This window comes from Candidatus Nitrosocosmicus oleophilus (assembly GCF_000802205.1).
Classification (GTDB): domain Archaea; phylum Thermoproteota; class Nitrososphaeria; order Nitrososphaerales; family Nitrososphaeraceae; genus Nitrosocosmicus; species Nitrosocosmicus oleophilus.
The window spans coordinates 1,866,188-1,882,526 of the sequence record NZ_CP012850.1 but is presented as its reverse complement, the minus strand read 5'-3'; the positions used below and the strand labels follow the sequence as shown (position 1 = coordinate 1,882,526).

The 16,339-nt window shown below is 35.6% G+C and carries 11 protein-coding genes; 6 read left to right on the top strand and 5 right to left on the bottom strand.

Translation table 11 applies throughout. The features are described 5' to 3' along the window. Window positions 1-272: 272 nt before the first annotated feature. The 6 genes from NMY3_RS09070 (at window position 273) to NMY3_RS09045 (ending at window position 9,220) form a co-directional block, all read left to right on the top strand. The gene (locus tag NMY3_RS09070; RefSeq protein WP_196815571.1) at window positions 273-704 is read left to right on the top strand and encodes an ester cyclase; all 432 of its coding nucleotides are present in this window, start codon (window positions 273-275) and stop codon (window positions 702-704) included. A 266-nt stretch (window positions 705-970) separates the two neighbouring features. Next, window positions 971-1,477, top strand: coding sequence for a hypothetical protein (locus NMY3_RS09065; RefSeq protein ID WP_196815570.1), 507 nt, complete (start codon window positions 971-973; stop codon window positions 1,475-1,477). An 872-nt stretch (window positions 1,478-2,349) separates the two neighbouring features. Beyond that, window positions 2,350-3,609, top strand: a complete 1,260-nt coding sequence (locus tag NMY3_RS09060; protein ID WP_196815569.1) for a cation:proton antiporter — start codon at window positions 2,350-2,352, stop codon at window positions 3,607-3,609. Between the two features lie 438 nt (window positions 3,610-4,047). Beyond that, window positions 4,048-5,568 (top strand): MFS transporter, encoded by a 1,521-nt coding sequence (locus tag NMY3_RS09055; RefSeq protein WP_196815568.1) that lies wholly within the window; start codon window positions 4,048-4,050, stop codon window positions 5,566-5,568. An 837-nt stretch (window positions 5,569-6,405) separates the two neighbouring features. Then, on the top strand, window positions 6,406-7,101 hold the full coding sequence (locus NMY3_RS09050) for a plastocyanin/azurin family copper-binding protein (protein ID WP_196815567.1): 696 nt from the start codon (window positions 6,406-6,408) through the stop codon (window positions 7,099-7,101). 646 nt (window positions 7,102-7,747) lie between these two features. Further along, the gene (locus tag NMY3_RS09045; protein ID WP_196815566.1) at window positions 7,748-9,220 is read left to right on the top strand and encodes a patatin-like phospholipase family protein; all 1,473 of its coding nucleotides are present in this window, start codon (window positions 7,748-7,750) and stop codon (window positions 9,218-9,220) included. A gap of 801 nt (window positions 9,221-10,021) precedes the next feature. On the opposite strand, the gene NMY3_RS09040 is transcribed toward NMY3_RS09045, so the two are convergent. The 5 genes from NMY3_RS09040 to NMY3_RS09020 form a co-directional block, all read right to left on the bottom strand. Then, window positions 10,022-10,915, bottom strand: coding sequence for an IS5-like element ISThar1 family transposase (locus NMY3_RS09040; RefSeq protein WP_196815565.1), 894 nt, complete (start codon window positions 10,913-10,915; stop codon window positions 10,022-10,024). Window positions 10,916-11,061: 146 nt separating this feature from the next. Next, entirely contained in the window at window positions 11,062-12,099 is a 1,038-nt protein-coding gene (locus NMY3_RS09035; protein WP_196815564.1) for an MEDS domain-containing protein, read from the bottom strand. Beyond that, window positions 12,096-13,367, bottom strand: coding sequence for an MEDS domain-containing protein (locus tag NMY3_RS09030; RefSeq protein ID WP_196815563.1), 1,272 nt, complete (start codon window positions 13,365-13,367; stop codon window positions 12,096-12,098). Before NMY3_RS09030 ends, NMY3_RS09035 begins: the two co-directional genes overlap by 4 nt. Before the next feature lie 456 nt (window positions 13,368-13,823). Next, a complete protein-coding gene (locus tag NMY3_RS09025) occupies window positions 13,824-14,507 on the bottom strand; it encodes a hypothetical protein (RefSeq protein ID WP_196815562.1) in 684 nt (227 codons plus the stop codon). A gap of 13 nt (window positions 14,508-14,520) precedes the next feature. Continuing rightward, window positions 14,521-16,032, bottom strand: a complete 1,512-nt coding sequence (locus NMY3_RS09020) for a multicopper oxidase family protein (RefSeq protein ID WP_196815561.1) — start codon at window positions 16,030-16,032, stop codon at window positions 14,521-14,523. Window positions 16,033-16,339: the final 307 nt, after the last annotated feature.

Below are 16,339 nucleotides of genomic sequence, written 5' to 3'. Positions count from 1 at the left end.
GTATTTTGGTAAGGTAAAATGAGGTTCAAATCTAGCTAATTTGTGCAACGAGAATACAAGCTTACTTTAGCGCTTGTAAAATTATTTATCAAAGAGGGCAGAGTAAAAAGCATTCAAAAAATAGAGCAAATGAGTGTAAAAGATTTTTTTATCTTTTAGCTTTACATCGTCGTCAGGTTTAGGTAGAAGTATTTTCTACATTTGTTTCTGAATAATTACTCAATGTACTGCTAAACAGAAACCTTAAATGCAACATGTATTAAAACAACGATATGTCTGAAACCGACAATTTGAATGCTGTCACGAGATTTATAGAAAATGTCTGCAATAAAGGAGAATTGAACGAAATTGATGAATTATTTACTGAAGACATAATTTGGCATGGTGGAGAATATGTTACTGGGATTATCGATTTTAAACAATCTATTAAGGAAACAAGAGAAACATGGCCCGATATAAAATTCAAGATCCAAGATTCATTTGCAGAAGAAAACAAGGTCGTTATTAGATGGATTGTAGCAGCAACACAGGAAGGAGAATTCATGGGAATCCCAGCCAGTCATGAGAAGTTTGATACCTATGGTATGGAGATTTTTCATTTTGATGGTAATAAAATCAAAGAAGTATGGACAGTATTTGATGCACTTACACCCGCAATGAAGATGGGTCTAGTGGAGGCAGTGGTGCCTGAACCTCCTAAATAATCTTTTTCTTTGTAAAAAATACATAATTATTCAACATATCTAAGCATTGTCAAAACATGGTTGTACAATAGACATAAAGCTGATTTAATTGTGAACCTCTAAGCCAAAGTGGAGTTTGTACTTTTTATCTATTGATATGTAACGCAATATCATTTTTTGTTATGATCATGGAAGTATCTTGCTTTTGGCAATAAGGAATTGAATATCCAAAAATATCTTGCTCCTCACTAGATACCACTTAATAAAGACTAGTTACAAATCCTTTTGTGGTACAAAGGCTGCTAATATTATCTATTTATTTCCTTCCGCTAATATTATTGGTACTAGCTCCAACTTTCTTTTTAACTCCAGTAATTCTTGCCCAATCGTCTGAAAATCCTAGTGCATCAGATAAAACAGCTAATCAAACTGCAGCGCAGCTCGATAGAATTATAGAGCTTTTAGAACAGTCAAGACGTGGGAGTACCTTTGCACTTTACATTACCATAATTGTATTTATGACAGGATTGGCTTTTGTGATATTTGGTTTATACATAGGGCAAGAGCACAAGCTTTCCCTTTTTACAAAGCGCCTTTATCTGCTTGCATATTTTTCCCTAATTGTTCCAGTTACGGTAATATTAGTAAGATTCATTGTAACACAGTTGATTGCGGGACAACTAAATGATCCATTACTTGTTGTCGCGTTTTTACTTATAATCCCAATAACGGCTTCATATATATTGATGGGAGTAAAGGTCAGACATGATACAATCAGGTCACCTCCTTCATGACTGAGGAAAGTTACACATTATGGTTAATATTAGATCGTCATGGTTTAATTTGTCTAATCTAAGGGTAAGATCCTATGTTCACATCACCACCCTAGATACTTGTACCCAGACTCGAATAGATAGCCCAAATGAATATGACTATGGAACAAGAATTTAGACCAGCTAAATTATGAACTCTCCAACTTGAGAATTAGTTCTTGTTTAGACTTATGATACATGAAAACTCCTAATTGCTTCAAGATTTTCTGGCAGGAGAACATATCAATTTGATACAAGAAACAATTGAGAGATATTATTATTCTTAATTTCCATACCCCGCAGTCTGAGGATTACAATCTCACTATATGTTGGTGAGTACATATTCACTTCATCTCTTAAGATTTGACATAATAAAAGAGAATCAAAATGACAAATGATATGGTCAATTCAAAGGAGCAGATAAGTCTCCGTATATATTCACTCTACTAAGGCTATAAAAAAGAGTTTTTCTTGATATTTTCCCCAAACCCTCCATGGAATAATCACTGATATGAGGCAAATTAAAAGCCCAGTGATTTAAAATAGGATTCAAGACCCCTATAAGATCAAACTTGGATGAGTTTAAATTTTACATAACCTCTGGTGCACAGTCAATTCCTACAAATTAGTTTTTAACACTAGATAGCAGACCAATATGACCAAAAAAAAATCAAGATACCTTTGTGAGGTACATTCATACTAAAAAGGGTTGCTTCCAGAGTTTTTGTATACGGAGTCTATCTTGCTGTTGTCAAGCAAATTTTCAGAGTCATGTAACAGTAAATAAAAAATTATTCATGTGGTGTAAGCATTATAAAATACATATTAACACTAAGTTATTATACTGGATCTTAATGGTTGATGTTTTCATTAATTATCTTCTCATAGTATCTGGTTATTTGCTAATAGCTAGCGTTGTTTATTATTATACTCGGAATTTTATTATTCCATGGGTAACCATCATGATGATAGCTGGGCTGATCATAATTGCAGCACCACAAGATCTTGCTGAGACGCAAGAGATTTATAGTTTTGTTGAACACAGCCTACCGGAAATCATTTTGTTAATTTTCATTCCACTTTTGGTTTTTGAATCTGCCAGAAGTTTGAAATTGCAGGATCTTAGAAAAGAAATAATCCCAATTGGATTTTATGCTGTAGCTGGGGTGATCATTACATTGTTCCTGATAGGAATAGGTATTAGTGTAATTTTTGGTATTCCGCTTATCCATGCATTACTCTTTGGAGCCATAGTTGCATCCACCGATCCTGTAGCTGTGTCAACAATCTTTAAGAAGTTTCCCATTCCTTACAGACTTAATGTACTTATAGAGTGGGAATCACTTTTGAATGATGCCACCTCCTTGATTTCTTTTAGTGTCATATCTGGTATCGTATTTTCAAGTCTTGCTTTCTCATTTGTAAATACATCCATTTCTTTCGTTTGGTCCATGGTTGGTTCTGTTATCCTTGGGAGCGCTATAGGGTATGCAGGTGGTAAAGTGCTGAATCGTTGGAAAGGAACTGAATTTGTAAGTTTTACATTGTCAATAGCAATGGTCATTGGAGGATATGTAATAGCGGATCACTTTTTGCACGTCTCAGGTGTAGTAACAATAGTTTTTCTTGCTTTGGTTTTGATAAAAACACATAAGGATCTACTTTCAGAAATGATGCAATCATTTCACTTGTATTGGGATTACCTGGCTTTTATGCTAAATGCACTTTTATTCTATCTAATGGGAGTATCCATGGCGATTTATTATTTACACCTAACTGATATCTGGTCATGGATTCTTATCACCCTTGCCCCAATTGGTATAGTAATACTGGCAAGAGTAGTCCTGGTTCTTGGAGGAGACGCATTATTGCGTATAGCACACGTTAGAATACCTACTAAATGGCAAAAAGTTCTCATATATGGGGGATTGAGAGGCGGAATATGTGTGGCTTTAGTGCTTTCTCTCCCAACTGACTATGAATACAAGGCTCTTTTTGTTACTTTGGTGTTTTCCCTAATCCTAGTTAATCTACTTGTAAATCCAATACTGTTGAGTAGATATTTAAGAAAATCAAAGTTAAATGTGGATGCAACAACAGACGGAAATTCCTAGCTTTTGAAACTAATATTGATTTGGTATCAAAGAAGTCTTGTTCTGCATATATACTTTCAAAATACTTGGATCTAGATTAAAACGGGTTGATCCAAATAAGCATACCATGTTAAATACCCCTTTAAGATCATATTACCTTGAGGTATCCAGGACTCTTGTCCTTGATTTGCAAAGTGCTAGCTAACGTTACTAGAATTTGGATAATTATTGGCAAATAAAGTGGGAGTATACCGATAATAATAGATAATTTTTCAAATACTTCTCTGCAATTTAAGAGATGAAAGACACTTAAGTCAGAGTATCTCACATTACAAAGGTCCTTTCAATTAAGATACTTTTTGGATATGGATGATTCGAAAAGACTTGGATTTCTTTTAATTACCATCTGAATCCCTGAACCAATATTTATATACACGACCAAGCATGTAAATTTTATTAATGGCCAAAGTAGGCGATACCAAGGATGTTGACAGTGGTAACACCAAATATAAACATCCAAACTTGATTTTATGGACAATGGGATTTAGCATAGTTTTAGTATTGTATGTTCATACATCTTTAACCCCTGCCTTACCCTCGATGGCTACAGAATTTAATGTAGATTATAGTTTAGTCACTTGGACACTTACTGCCTATCTTGTTTCAGGAGCTGCCGTAACTATTGTAATTGGAAGGCTGGCCGACCTCTATGGTGCCAAAAAAATGCTACTTATAGTTTTTATATGTTATACGGTTGGGGTAATGCTTGCTCCTCTAGCTCAAGAGTTCTATTCCCTCATTGCGCTTAGAATATTACAAGGGATAGCTGTAGCGCTTGTACCAGTCAGTATAAGAATCGCAAGAGAAGTTTTTGGAGTAAAGAAAATACCCATGGCTCAGGGCGTAATCTTATCTATGTATCAAGGCGGTAGTGCAGTTGGGCTGGTATTAGGAGCTGTAGTTGTTGCTATTGGAGGTTGGGAAGGAGTATTTCTTTCTGCTATTCCGTTCTCCCTAATCTTATTGTTCCTACTTTGGAAATTTATCCCCAATATTGGAACTCCTACAGTTAGTAATAATGCAAATGGAGCTTCAAATGGCAAAGTCAAGAAACAAAAATTTACAGAACTAGTAGACATACCAGGACTGATTACCCTTGTTCTAACTATTTCATCCTTCATGCTGACTTTTACATTCTTAGGGATGGGGGCAGAGGGAGCTACAAAGTTCTGGACATTTTTGGTATTAGCTGTAGCTTCACTTGCAGCATTCTTGATAATTGAAAAGAGAAGTAAGATCCCCCTTGTTAACCTAAAGTTAGCGTTTGGTAAGATCGTCTTGATCGCCAATATGACTTTTCTAATGCTGGGAATTATTCAGTACTTGATTTTCACTACAATTCCTACTTTAGGTCAAACACCCGAACCGTATGGATTAGGAATGAGTACAGCTAGTGTTGGATTGCTACAATTGCCACAGGCTTTGTTATTCGTAGTTCTTGGCCCTATAGTGGGTTTTATGGCAGTCAAACGTGGTAATCTTAGATTTATCGTACCAGGAGCCATAATCCTTACGATCGGAATGTTTGCTCTACTCGCTTTTCACGATACACCCTTGCAAACAGCAATTGTTCTTCTAGGCTTCGCATTGGGAGGAATCTTTATCACACTCGTACCAAACATAATGCTAAGTTTTACACCAAAGGAGTCAACAGGAATGGTTTCTGCAACAAACGCAACCATGAGAATTATAGGTGGAGCAATTGGCCCTGTGATCTCAGGCGTATTCTTATCCCTTTTTATTGTCCCTGCTTCGGATCTCCCAGGTACAACTGATCCAACGCCTAGTGCAATGGCCTTTAACTTGGTATTCTTGACCGGTGCAATCCTTTCATTTGTTACCATAGTCCTCTGTATAATGATGAGGCGAACCGCAATCAAAATGGGAGCAGAATCAGAGCAAACCAAGCCAAAGCAATAATGTCAAACAATCCAAATGTTGGGTAAATATCCATACCTCAACAACGGATGCATTTTCATTTTCAGAGATCATATCTTTGGTATATTTTGTGGCAAGATATTTCCACCCGATTTGACACCCGATAAGCCAATTCATGACTTGATCAGTATTAAGTACCTCTCAGATTATCCTTGATTCTGATTTTTTAGGCAAACTCTAATTTGATCTGGTGTTGGTCTTTGTAAGACCTTCATTAGATCTATTTTTTGGATTTCTAAACCTTATACTTGAAATTAAATAGCATAGTCGGACATCAAATTATTCCTTGTCCCTTGCTAGATCAAACGTTATTAAATTGATTGATAGTACATCTAGCTAGAACTAAAAAAATTCTGTAATCATTTTTTAGTTTTATTACTTACGAACTTGGAATTTGAAATTAACGTTAAAAGGGAACGAGTTTAGTACATGAAATAAACCTCACGGTTAAATTTAATCCTCCTAACTCTGCTAGTTAATTCGGTATTAGAAAATTTTTAGTCGTGAGTGTGAGATCAATTGATAATTTCAGCTGTACATTGGTATCATATTTCCTTACCAATCGTAGTTCCTTACTTATCAGGTCTACAAAAATTTTAAGAGTACTTTTTCAATAGTAAGCATGACAAGATATCGGGTAAAGCAGATCTGGAATTGAATTATCTTTAGACCTTGTTAGAATGAAATTACGACTTTTAACCAGAGTAATGGAATCAGGCTTATATCATCAATCATAACATTGGATTTACCATTCTCCAACAAAAAGGTCTGAAAAAATAAAAATTAAATAAGCGATACAATAGCATCAAAAATATTACTATGACCAATAAATCATCTTTACCTATCTTTACAGTAGGATTTGGGATCATGACTTCAATGGTACTCATTTCATCTCTATCGCTTTTATATGGAACTGAATCATGGGGCAACGATGTCTATGTGTTTGCAACCTCACAGCAACAACAACAACAAGAAAAGAACATAATTGAGATTGCAGCTGGTGGAGGCAACTATAGTGCCCCATATACCATGTTTATACCTGAAAAGGTCGAAGTGAATGTAGGTCAAACCGTGAATTGGTATAATCCCACAGATGTAGGCGAACCGCATACAGTAACATTTGTAATGGATAACAGCACAATGGCAGGAGTAGTTTCCCCCTTAGCCGTTTCAAATGTCACAACATTTGCAGCTCTACCCCCAAACTCCAATAACGAGCCAATAATAATACCAGGTCAAAATGGAACCAATACAGTGATTGCCGTAAATGCAAGAACATTCAACCCAGTTGCAATTGACTCCTCCGGGAATGTTGAATTCATGAACCCCAATGCAAACTATACCATGGACGGTACCGAAAAATATGTCAATTCAGGGTGGTTCCTTCCAAAAGGCATGGAGCAACAATTTCCAGGTGCAGGAAACACATTTACAGTAACATTTGAGAAACCTGGAACTTACAACTATCTCTGCATACTGCATCCTTGGATGACCGGAAGTATAACAGTAAGGTGAGATAAACAAGGATTATTATAGAGAAATTGTATCTCCAGCCTGTAGACCCTTACCCATTACCTATATTTAGAAGTCACTAAATCTAATCGCAATCAGGTTGAATCAACAAGAAACAACCTTCAAATTTCAAGTTTGCTTTTTTGTTCAAATCATAAAGATAGAGATTTGAATTATGAATGTATCTAAACTTTGGTTATTATATATTGCAATAATTTCGTCATGGCATAGTGCTGATAAAAGAAATACACTTCAGGCCAATTTCATTTAAGCTCATGGAATGTTACGTCTAATTAACTAGGGATATCCCATTAATCTTTACTAATCTCATTTTCATCTTAGTCTATAGTCCCTCATACTAAAATCATATCACCCCAAAATAATAATTTGTCCATCCATCCTCCAATGATATTCCACTTAAAATTATGATGGTATTCTCAGCCTTCCATGGGTTGGGCTTAGCTTTTTGCCGAGCTTCAATATCCATATTCAACAAGGATATCATATAATTTTTCACAAGATATAGTTATGGGTTATTCAGATTGCAATTCATAAAGTTGATCCAAGTTACTGATTTCAATATTAGGGTTGATACTGGAATCATGCATGGGGGATAATCATTATAACAGACTAGCCCACATCACGATCTGTGAAGTCCAATGTCAATAGAGCACTGATATTTCAGGGGGGAGGTTCACTTGGAGCATACGAAGCTGGAGTTTATACTGCCATCAAGGAGTCTCTGTCAAAATTATTTAAAATTGAAGGTAGGGAAAACGAACCACATTTTCATATCGTATCTGGAACTTCGATAGGTTCGATAAACGCTGCGATTTTGGTAAGCTATGTAAAGGAAAATAAAACATGGGAAGGATCTGGTGAAAGGTTAGTTGAATTTTGGGAGTATCTTTCTACGCGATCCTGGGTAGATAATATTCCAAATTTTGTAGACTATTGGGATTCTTGGCATAAGGTGAATAGTCGAGTCGCATCAGGTGAGTCCGCTAGAAGATATTTTAGCACAAAGCAATTTATTTTTAATGGTGTTCCTAAAGTGTTTGTTCCCAACAAGCCTATACATGACAATCGATTTTTTGACCCTTCAAATACATGGTATACCTATGATAATAAGCCGTTAAGAGAGAGCCTCGAAAAGTTTGCCAAATTTCCTATTTCCACGAGCCTTGAGAATGGAGAACCAAGGCTCTTGCTGGTTGCTGTGGATGTTCAAGAGGGATCTCCGGTAATCTTTGATAGTTATGAAAAGGAAGATGGAACAAGAAAATCCGAATATGGTAGATACGGTAGACTGAAATATGGAGGTTCGGAAAAGAATCCAGAAAATGAAGGGTTTGAACATATCATAAGATATAATGACGGCATTACATCAGACTTTGTACTGGCTAGCTGTTCAGTGCCTGTAAATTATGATTACACTAAGATCAGCGTTGAAACTCGTCCGTTGATATTCGAGGGACGTGACGACATTATAGATCCTGAAAACGACGGAAAATCCGCCTTAAAAAACAATAATATTAGCTTGCACTCTTTTTGGGATGGTGGGCTTTTAGCTAATACACCATTAAGGCAGACGATAGTTTCTCATAGGGAATATTGGTACAAGGTGAAGAAATTAGAATATGGAATTCCCACGCTTAGATATGGTATAATAAATCTTCATCCAGCAAAACAAGAATATCTTCCCACCGACTATGATGGGGTTGTTGACAGAAAGAATGACATTATCTATCACGACAGAACATTGTTTGATGAAAATATCGCAATTCTCCTCTCTGATTTTGCGGCGTTCGCAGAATCTCTAATCAAATTAGCAGAAAAAAAAGGAGTAAGCGATGAGGAACTAAAGCTTCTCTTTGCAGAGAAAACTAAGGGCGTTTATCTTGCAACTGGAAAAAAACTAAAATACGAGGATTTACTGAAGGGTAGGGTAGATGTTGATTTCGTCGTTCGTCTAGAGAGAAAAAACGATAGCCATACTGTTTCAAACAAGACATTTGATTTTTCCGAAACCACAATAAGACAGTTAATACAAGATGGGTACAAAGAGGCTAAGGAGCAGATGAAAGGGGTTACACAAAGGGTCCAAACAGAACTCCGGTAAGATTTGTTGTGCTTTAAGTATATTAATGACAGGATAGATTACGCATCTATTATGGGTTCTCAACCTATTGAAATCTGTATTGAATTATGGGATTTAAATCGTCTACGTTTTCCATATCAATAAGCAAATCCAAAAAGATGGGTGGGTGGTCTATAAACCTTCCCCCATTCTGTCCAACAAGCATTATGAATCCTCTGTTTCCCTTTCTTATAGACCCTTAATTGTCTTATTGTTAACGTCTGCACCTTGCAAGATAAACCATCCTCATAATCATCATTATGATTTTGAATCCTTATTACTTTTGTAAGTCCAACATGCGGTTTAACTCATCCCTGTAGGTTATTGTTTTACCCGTTTCAAAATCGCTTTTTTCTTATATTGTATTTAGGAATTTCCAAATATCCTGCCTACATGTATCTTACTTCAGATCATTTGATTGAATATCTAATATTTCTGGCGTTCCGTACTTAGGACAATTACAGAAACGTTCACTCTTAACTAAATATTCCCAAGACTAGTTTCTTGTATTTTAATTTCTCCTATAGGAATATTTTTACATATACCAAGGTATAGCCAGATAGTAAAAGTCTATTATCAATTTAAAACCTAAAGAACAGTACTTTAGTTACATAATAGAATAATCCATGGTAAAAGGATTGAGTCAAAAAATATTTCCTAGGTAGACCGAACTGCAAATAATTTCTTAGTTAGACCGTAAACCACGTACTTTGGAGGAATTTACCGATATAATTGCTTTGTTGCATAATTCCTTATTCTCCGGTTATCATCATGATCATCATGTTATATTCTTCTAAAAATGTTATACAATGATACTTTTATCATGATCTCCTTTACCATGTTTTGAAACCTGTTTGCTGATGTGTATTCACCAAACATTCTCTTTATAGCTGAGAACACAGTTTCAGATATCCATCTCTGTCCGTATTTTCTTTTTGTCTTCCATTTCAACAGATCCTTTGCTTGTAACTTTACTTCGTTGTTCCTTAACCTATTGTTTTTAGGAGAAACAATAGAGTTCCTTCTTACCTTTATACCTGGATTGATCTTTTTGTCCTCAAGATACACAAAGTTTGGATTTGAATCATAGGCTCCATCAGCTAGTACCGATTTTATCTTTACAGTGTTTGGTTCTCTCGAATCCAAAACATGATTGACTAGTTTCTTTAGCATTTTCCCATCATGTACCTTCTCATCTGTCACTTCCAAAGCAATGATTTTCCTGGTCTTTATGTCTACAGCAACGTGGATCTTGAGATATCCTTTTCTATTTTGTGTATTCCATTTCTCATCCATCCACTGACCTCTGGTAGTAATCTTGATACCTGTACTGTCTATTGATATTATTAGGTCATCATCGTCATCCATCTTGTCTCTTTTAATATCGATGTTTAGCTTGTTGATTCGTTTACAGATGTGACCATAACTTGGTGGATTAGCAGGTAACCTTTTTCCTGTGGCCTTAATTATACCTTGGGTTTGTCTGTATGGTAGGTGAAATAAATAGCGAATGTAACCAATGGCCAAGATGAAAGAATCTGGAAATACAAATGGTTTACCCTTTTTGTTTATATTCATATTCTCTATCTCTGAACCCCAACCATCAAGGAAATCATACGAGAAGAGGATCTCACCGCGTTGAACTAATGAGCGATTGTAAGAGGGCCAGTCTATCACAAATAATCAATCTGTTCATTCCAGCTAAATATGTTGAGTTAGGCGACAAAGCAGATATAATTATGAAAAACAAGACAGTATCCTTTGATACAGTAAATGTTTTCATCCATAGTAATATTGTAACACTTTAAAATTAATGGTAAATTTTATTCGCAAATGATCATATGATTATGACATTCAATCAATCTCTTTTTATCTTTCTCCGTTAAACAGTCTAAATCCATCTGTCGATATGCACATAACGGAATAATAGGTATCTGAAATTGTGAAGGCAAATTACACTCATAATCTACAAGCTCTGATGAAAACCCATTTTCGAAAAAACAATCCATCATACAAAATGCCCTTAGGCCTATTTTCTTTTGCTGTATTGATCGGTTTACTAAAGCATCCCACTGATTCATTATTCTAGGTACGTCGACTCTGCCATCTGGAATATACCACTTTGAATTCCTAATAATAATAAGAGATTCATCTTCTATCAAAGTATCAACGTTTGATAATCCTTTTGATCGTAAGGTACAAATAGTATTTTCAATGTCCATATCATTTCTTATCAAAAGCAGATTTAATTCGTCTGAATCAACGCCTTTCTTAATGAAATCTACCGCATCCGTTAATTCTTCCTGCATAGAGTTATAAGAAGCCAAGACATGGTCTGTCAATTTCAGTTTAGCAAATTTGTCCTTAGTAGGAGATATAACTGCGAGTAAATCTGAAAAACTAAATGGCTTTCGTAGTATAACTACACCAGATACTAAACCTTGACAAATCATTTCATTTTTTATTATATGAAGGTCTGCCGTTGTTGTAAAGACTATTTTTTGTTTAGGTATATTCTGAAGTATTTTCTTGACAGCTCTAATTATATCATAGTCACCAACATTAACATCAACAATGATAGTGTCGAAGTTAGATTTTTGAGGAGGGTTGAATTTGTTGACATTTAAACTATCATTACCAAAAATCATTTTCTCAATATCGTCTGCAATAGTACATGAAACATGAGGTGATATGACCTTCATATATTCTTGGTAAAGATATTGAATATCAGGATCCGTATCAAAGACAAGGATACTGATCTTTTTCTTATTTGCAGCGTATAAATTGGTTATTTTTATGTCATGCTCGACTTTATTTTCATTAAATGGGTATTTTTTTGGATCCTGTGTTGGCGTACTCACTCTCCATTCAACCCCACATTAAAGATATCCATTCTTTTCATCATATAGGAAATAAGTTTAGATTGATGCTCAGAATTCCTTACATAGTCAAGGAGAAAATTACCACGTGAATCAATAACTATATCATCGCTGTGGAAAACCCTAAAAAGATAATAGCAATAAGGAAACTGATCAAACAAAGATTTTGAATAAGGGCAAAGGACCGAACCTTCAAATCGTTTTTGGTGTATCCAATTTTCTAAGTTAATACATTCTTCAAAGTGTTTGTTTTTGAAGAGAAACTCACTGCAATCATCGATAAGTCGAACATGTTTATCATTTCTCTTTATATCGTTTCTAACTTTATCCATCAACTTATTCTTAAGATTGTCAAACTCCTGTAGGTTATCCATCATCGCTTGAATGTAGTATTTGGCCATATCGACCAGCATCAGATTCTCATTCTGTACATTTTCTTCAAAATTTATTATTCTCGAGGAAATATCTTTTAAGAAATCATTGTTTTGTAGAAGAACAGAGGCAAAAACACATAGCTGACCTTGAGCCAAACCTTCATTGATATATGTGATGTAGGCATCATTCAAGTCCTGTTGATTATTATATAATAACATGATATGCGCATTTTGTAAAGGGTAAGCGAGTTCCTTGATACTATCTTTATGAAATACTCCATGATGTTTTAAGAGTGATTTAAATTCCAGATTGCTAAGCTGAACTATGTCTGCTTCCTCATATGCACAAATAACTTTCAATGGAAACGGAAAACGCTTTTTCAAAGAGCATTCATATTCTACAAGATTATCAATAAAACTAAAAGGAGTCTTTTCATTGCTTGATCTTTTATCCTTATTAAAGAAAGATTTGGTGTCGCCAAATGCCCTCAGTCCACTAACTTTTCCTTTTCTTGATGAATTTTCTATAAAGAAACTATTTAATAGTGATCCTACCGCATCCTTTTTCCATTTGATCTGAGTCCTGTTACCATCAAAATAATCATCTATAAGATGACATTGACCAGTTGATTTTATGGAAATTACCCCCCTCTCTAATAGATCTAAGACATCGAACCCGGCGTAATCCTTTTCCATGCGTGTAATTGCATCCTCCTTTGTTATCTCGTCAGTTATCAACAAAACGGCTTCATTATTCAAGAGCCCATCGTGTAAGAATCTGAATGCAGCATCTAATTTCTCTCCACTATTAAGATATATAGCTAGGATATGATTAGAGGATCTTACCAAGGAAGAATCAAGGTCAGCACCAGTCAAATTAATAATTAAATACCGACTACAATCCTTTTATACTTTTTCCCATAGATTAAAAAATTCATTGTTTATTAGATATGTATTTAAAAAAATTACAAAAATCTAAGTAATTTAACTTAAAAATTGGGTAAAAAAAGGAGTATTCCTTCAAAGAAAAAGGTCAAGACGATGGGGACTAGCATCATACAAAGTCTAAGTTTGCCAGATTATCCGAGACTATCTATTTACTGTTCTTTTTTAGTATTAATATTGAAACTACCGTATTTCAGTATTGTTACTATTATGGACCGAGTGGGATTCGCGGCAAAAATGACATGGAATTATAAGGTATATTAATAGTTCAGGAAAGTTCTGTGGTCAGTCTCTCTAAGTGTCTAGAGGTTTGCTAAACAAAAATGAATAAATGAAAAGGGATAATCTTACAGACTATTTTCTTGCCTAAAGAAAAAGATTATGGACCTAATAGTTAGGTGAAGCGCCTAAAGCATCGGTTTCATCTGTGAAACAGAAATTTAGCCCATCCTGTTGTATTTGGGTAAACCCGGGTTGGGCGGCTGCCAAGATGCTATCAATTTCGTCCAATACCATTTGTCTGTCATTTCGAGTCATGACCTCATTTCCCATTAAATCCCATATACCCTTCATATTAGTAATTGGACCGCTGCCTTCAGCTATATTTTCATTTATTGATGTTAGTTTATTGTTTGCAGCTAGTAAGGAGAAAAAGCTCTGTACACTGTTTGTGTAGTTTTGAGCATCGCCGGTGCTTACCTTCCCTTCTCCAACTATCTTGAAACAATCCGTTGTGGAGTTACTGAGGCCTTTGAAGTGTGAATGCATAGGACAAGTATCTAAGTTATTGTTTGTCCTGAAACAATCATTTGGGTCGGAATCTTGGGTTTGTGCTTCCACAGACGATTTTGAAACATTACCGGGGGTTAAATTGGGATGTTTGTTCAATCCAGATAATTCCGCTACCACAGACGGATCTGAAAGATTTACTGGGCCTTGTGCTGCCACAGACGAATTTGAAAGAGATGTTACTGCTGTGAGTCCAGCTATGGCGAAGACTAGCATTACGAACAAAGCCACTGTTTTTCCTTTTTGGGATATATCTGTCTTTAACATTTTACTTATCTCCAAATCACATCATCACCTATTTAACGACCTCAAAGATCCCCATCATGCCAAAGTCTCCATGAAACATCAGGTGGCAGTGAAAGACAGATTTTCCCACAAAATCATCAAATGGGATTCGAATGACCACATCGCCTTCAGTTGGAATCATAACTGTATCTTGTAATCCGTGTGCGTTATAAGGCTGACCATTAACTGACATTACCTGAAAATCATTTATATGAATATGAAACGGATGAATGTTGCCAGATGAGATTTTATCAAGGTTTACTAACTTCCACTCCTCTACAGTTCCAAGTTTAGGTTTAAAGTCTGTTCTGTTGACATCAAATGTTTTGTTATTTATCTTGTAGATATAATCTCTATCGTTTGATGAGAAATTAAGGACTCTATGTTCAGCGATGGTGGCATTACTGAGGTCACTCCTTGGAATTAAGCTTGTTGGAAGGATATCGGCAGGTTTTTCATTGGTTTGGTTACCTTGTATATTCACAGTCGCAACATGTGAATCATACGGTGCAGTAAAGGGGTTAGGAGGAACTCCTAATGGAAGAAACCCGCTACCGTTGGCAGTCACCAATACATCAAACCGTTTACCAGAGGGAAAGAAAAGACTATCATTATTCCACACCTCCCAAACCGGGCTTCCATCTTCTGCGATAACATGGAATGTATTGCCTGGGAGTTTAATTATATATTCATTCTCAGAACCGATGTTGGCCAGGCGCCATAACTGGGTCTCGCCTGATGTAATGTTGATGGTAGGATTGACTTCCCCGTTAACGGTTAGGCTTTCATGGCCTGACATTGTGTTACTCAAATCATGCGTAGTTACCCATAGATTGTCAAATGGAAAATCCTTTATGGCAATGGTTTGATGTGTGATATTCTGTAATGGCTCTGGCAATAACTCTTCTAAACCTTCAATAATGAACAACCCAGACAGGCCTCCCGAAACTTGTCCATAAGAAAGCATATGCAAATGTGAATGATACCAATTCGTGCCCGGTTCATGATCTTTTGGAATATCTAGAATATAGTGCAGCGTTTTGCCAGGCTGAACATCCAGAAATATATTATCAGATGTATTTCCAGGAGACACATGAAGTCCATGGAAATGGAGGTTGGTAGACTCTCTGAGATTGTTTACCAAATCAATCTCCACTCTGTCTCCAGGATAAACATGGAAAGCGGGCCCCACGAGAGAACCATTGTATACCATTGCAGTGGTTGTCTTGTTGTCCACTTTACCTATCTTATAATCTGCAACCAGTGTAGTTTTCAAAACTCCGTCTTTACTGTATACGTCTACAGGCTTTGAAAAGTTCATTTCAGCCAAATGATCTTTATCATTTATTTTTCCTAACACTTGGTCGCTATAAATATCAGAAAAAGGCAAGGATTGATTTTGAGCGAAAGCATTAAGATTCGAATGATCAAATGCAAACATCATTATCAAAACAAACATGGAGATGGAAAAGGTGGATAACAATCCAAAGGTATTAACGGAGGATCCTATTCGGTGGATCATTTAATTACATCCACCTTGTTTTGATATTTCCGAATTATTTCTTATAAGTTCAAATTCTACATTGTTCTGTTTATGAATAAAGTAGGTTTTTCTAATCTGTCTCATTACTAATACTCATTTATAGTAATGGATATATAACGGTTGTGTGATTTTGCCATTTTTTGACCATAGATACAAAAGACCAAAGTAAATGTTAAATCATGACCAGAATCTTTGGAAAATCCCAGAATTATGACAAGTATTACAATCCGGGCGTTAAAAAAAGAAATATTTCACTGTAAAAGTGACCTGGAACTAAATGATTATT

What these genes read in the sequence shown, in the direction of transcription:
- NMY3_RS09070 (WP_196815571.1), top strand. Translation starts at nt 273, where the DNA reads ATGTCTGAAACCGACAATTTGAATGCTGTCACGAGATTTATAGAAAAT.
- NMY3_RS09060 (WP_196815569.1), top strand. Translation starts at nt 2,350, where the DNA reads ATGGTTGATGTTTTCATTAATTATCTTCTCATAGTATCTGGTTATTTG.
- NMY3_RS09055 (WP_196815568.1), top strand. Translation starts at nt 4,048, where the DNA reads ATGGCCAAAGTAGGCGATACCAAGGATGTTGACAGTGGTAACACCAAA.
- NMY3_RS09050 (WP_196815567.1), top strand. Translation starts at nt 6,406, where the DNA reads ATGACCAATAAATCATCTTTACCTATCTTTACAGTAGGATTTGGGATC.
- NMY3_RS09020 (WP_196815561.1), bottom strand. Translation starts at nt 16,032, where the DNA reads ATGATCCACCGAATAGGATCCTCCGTTAATACCTTTGGATTGTTATCC.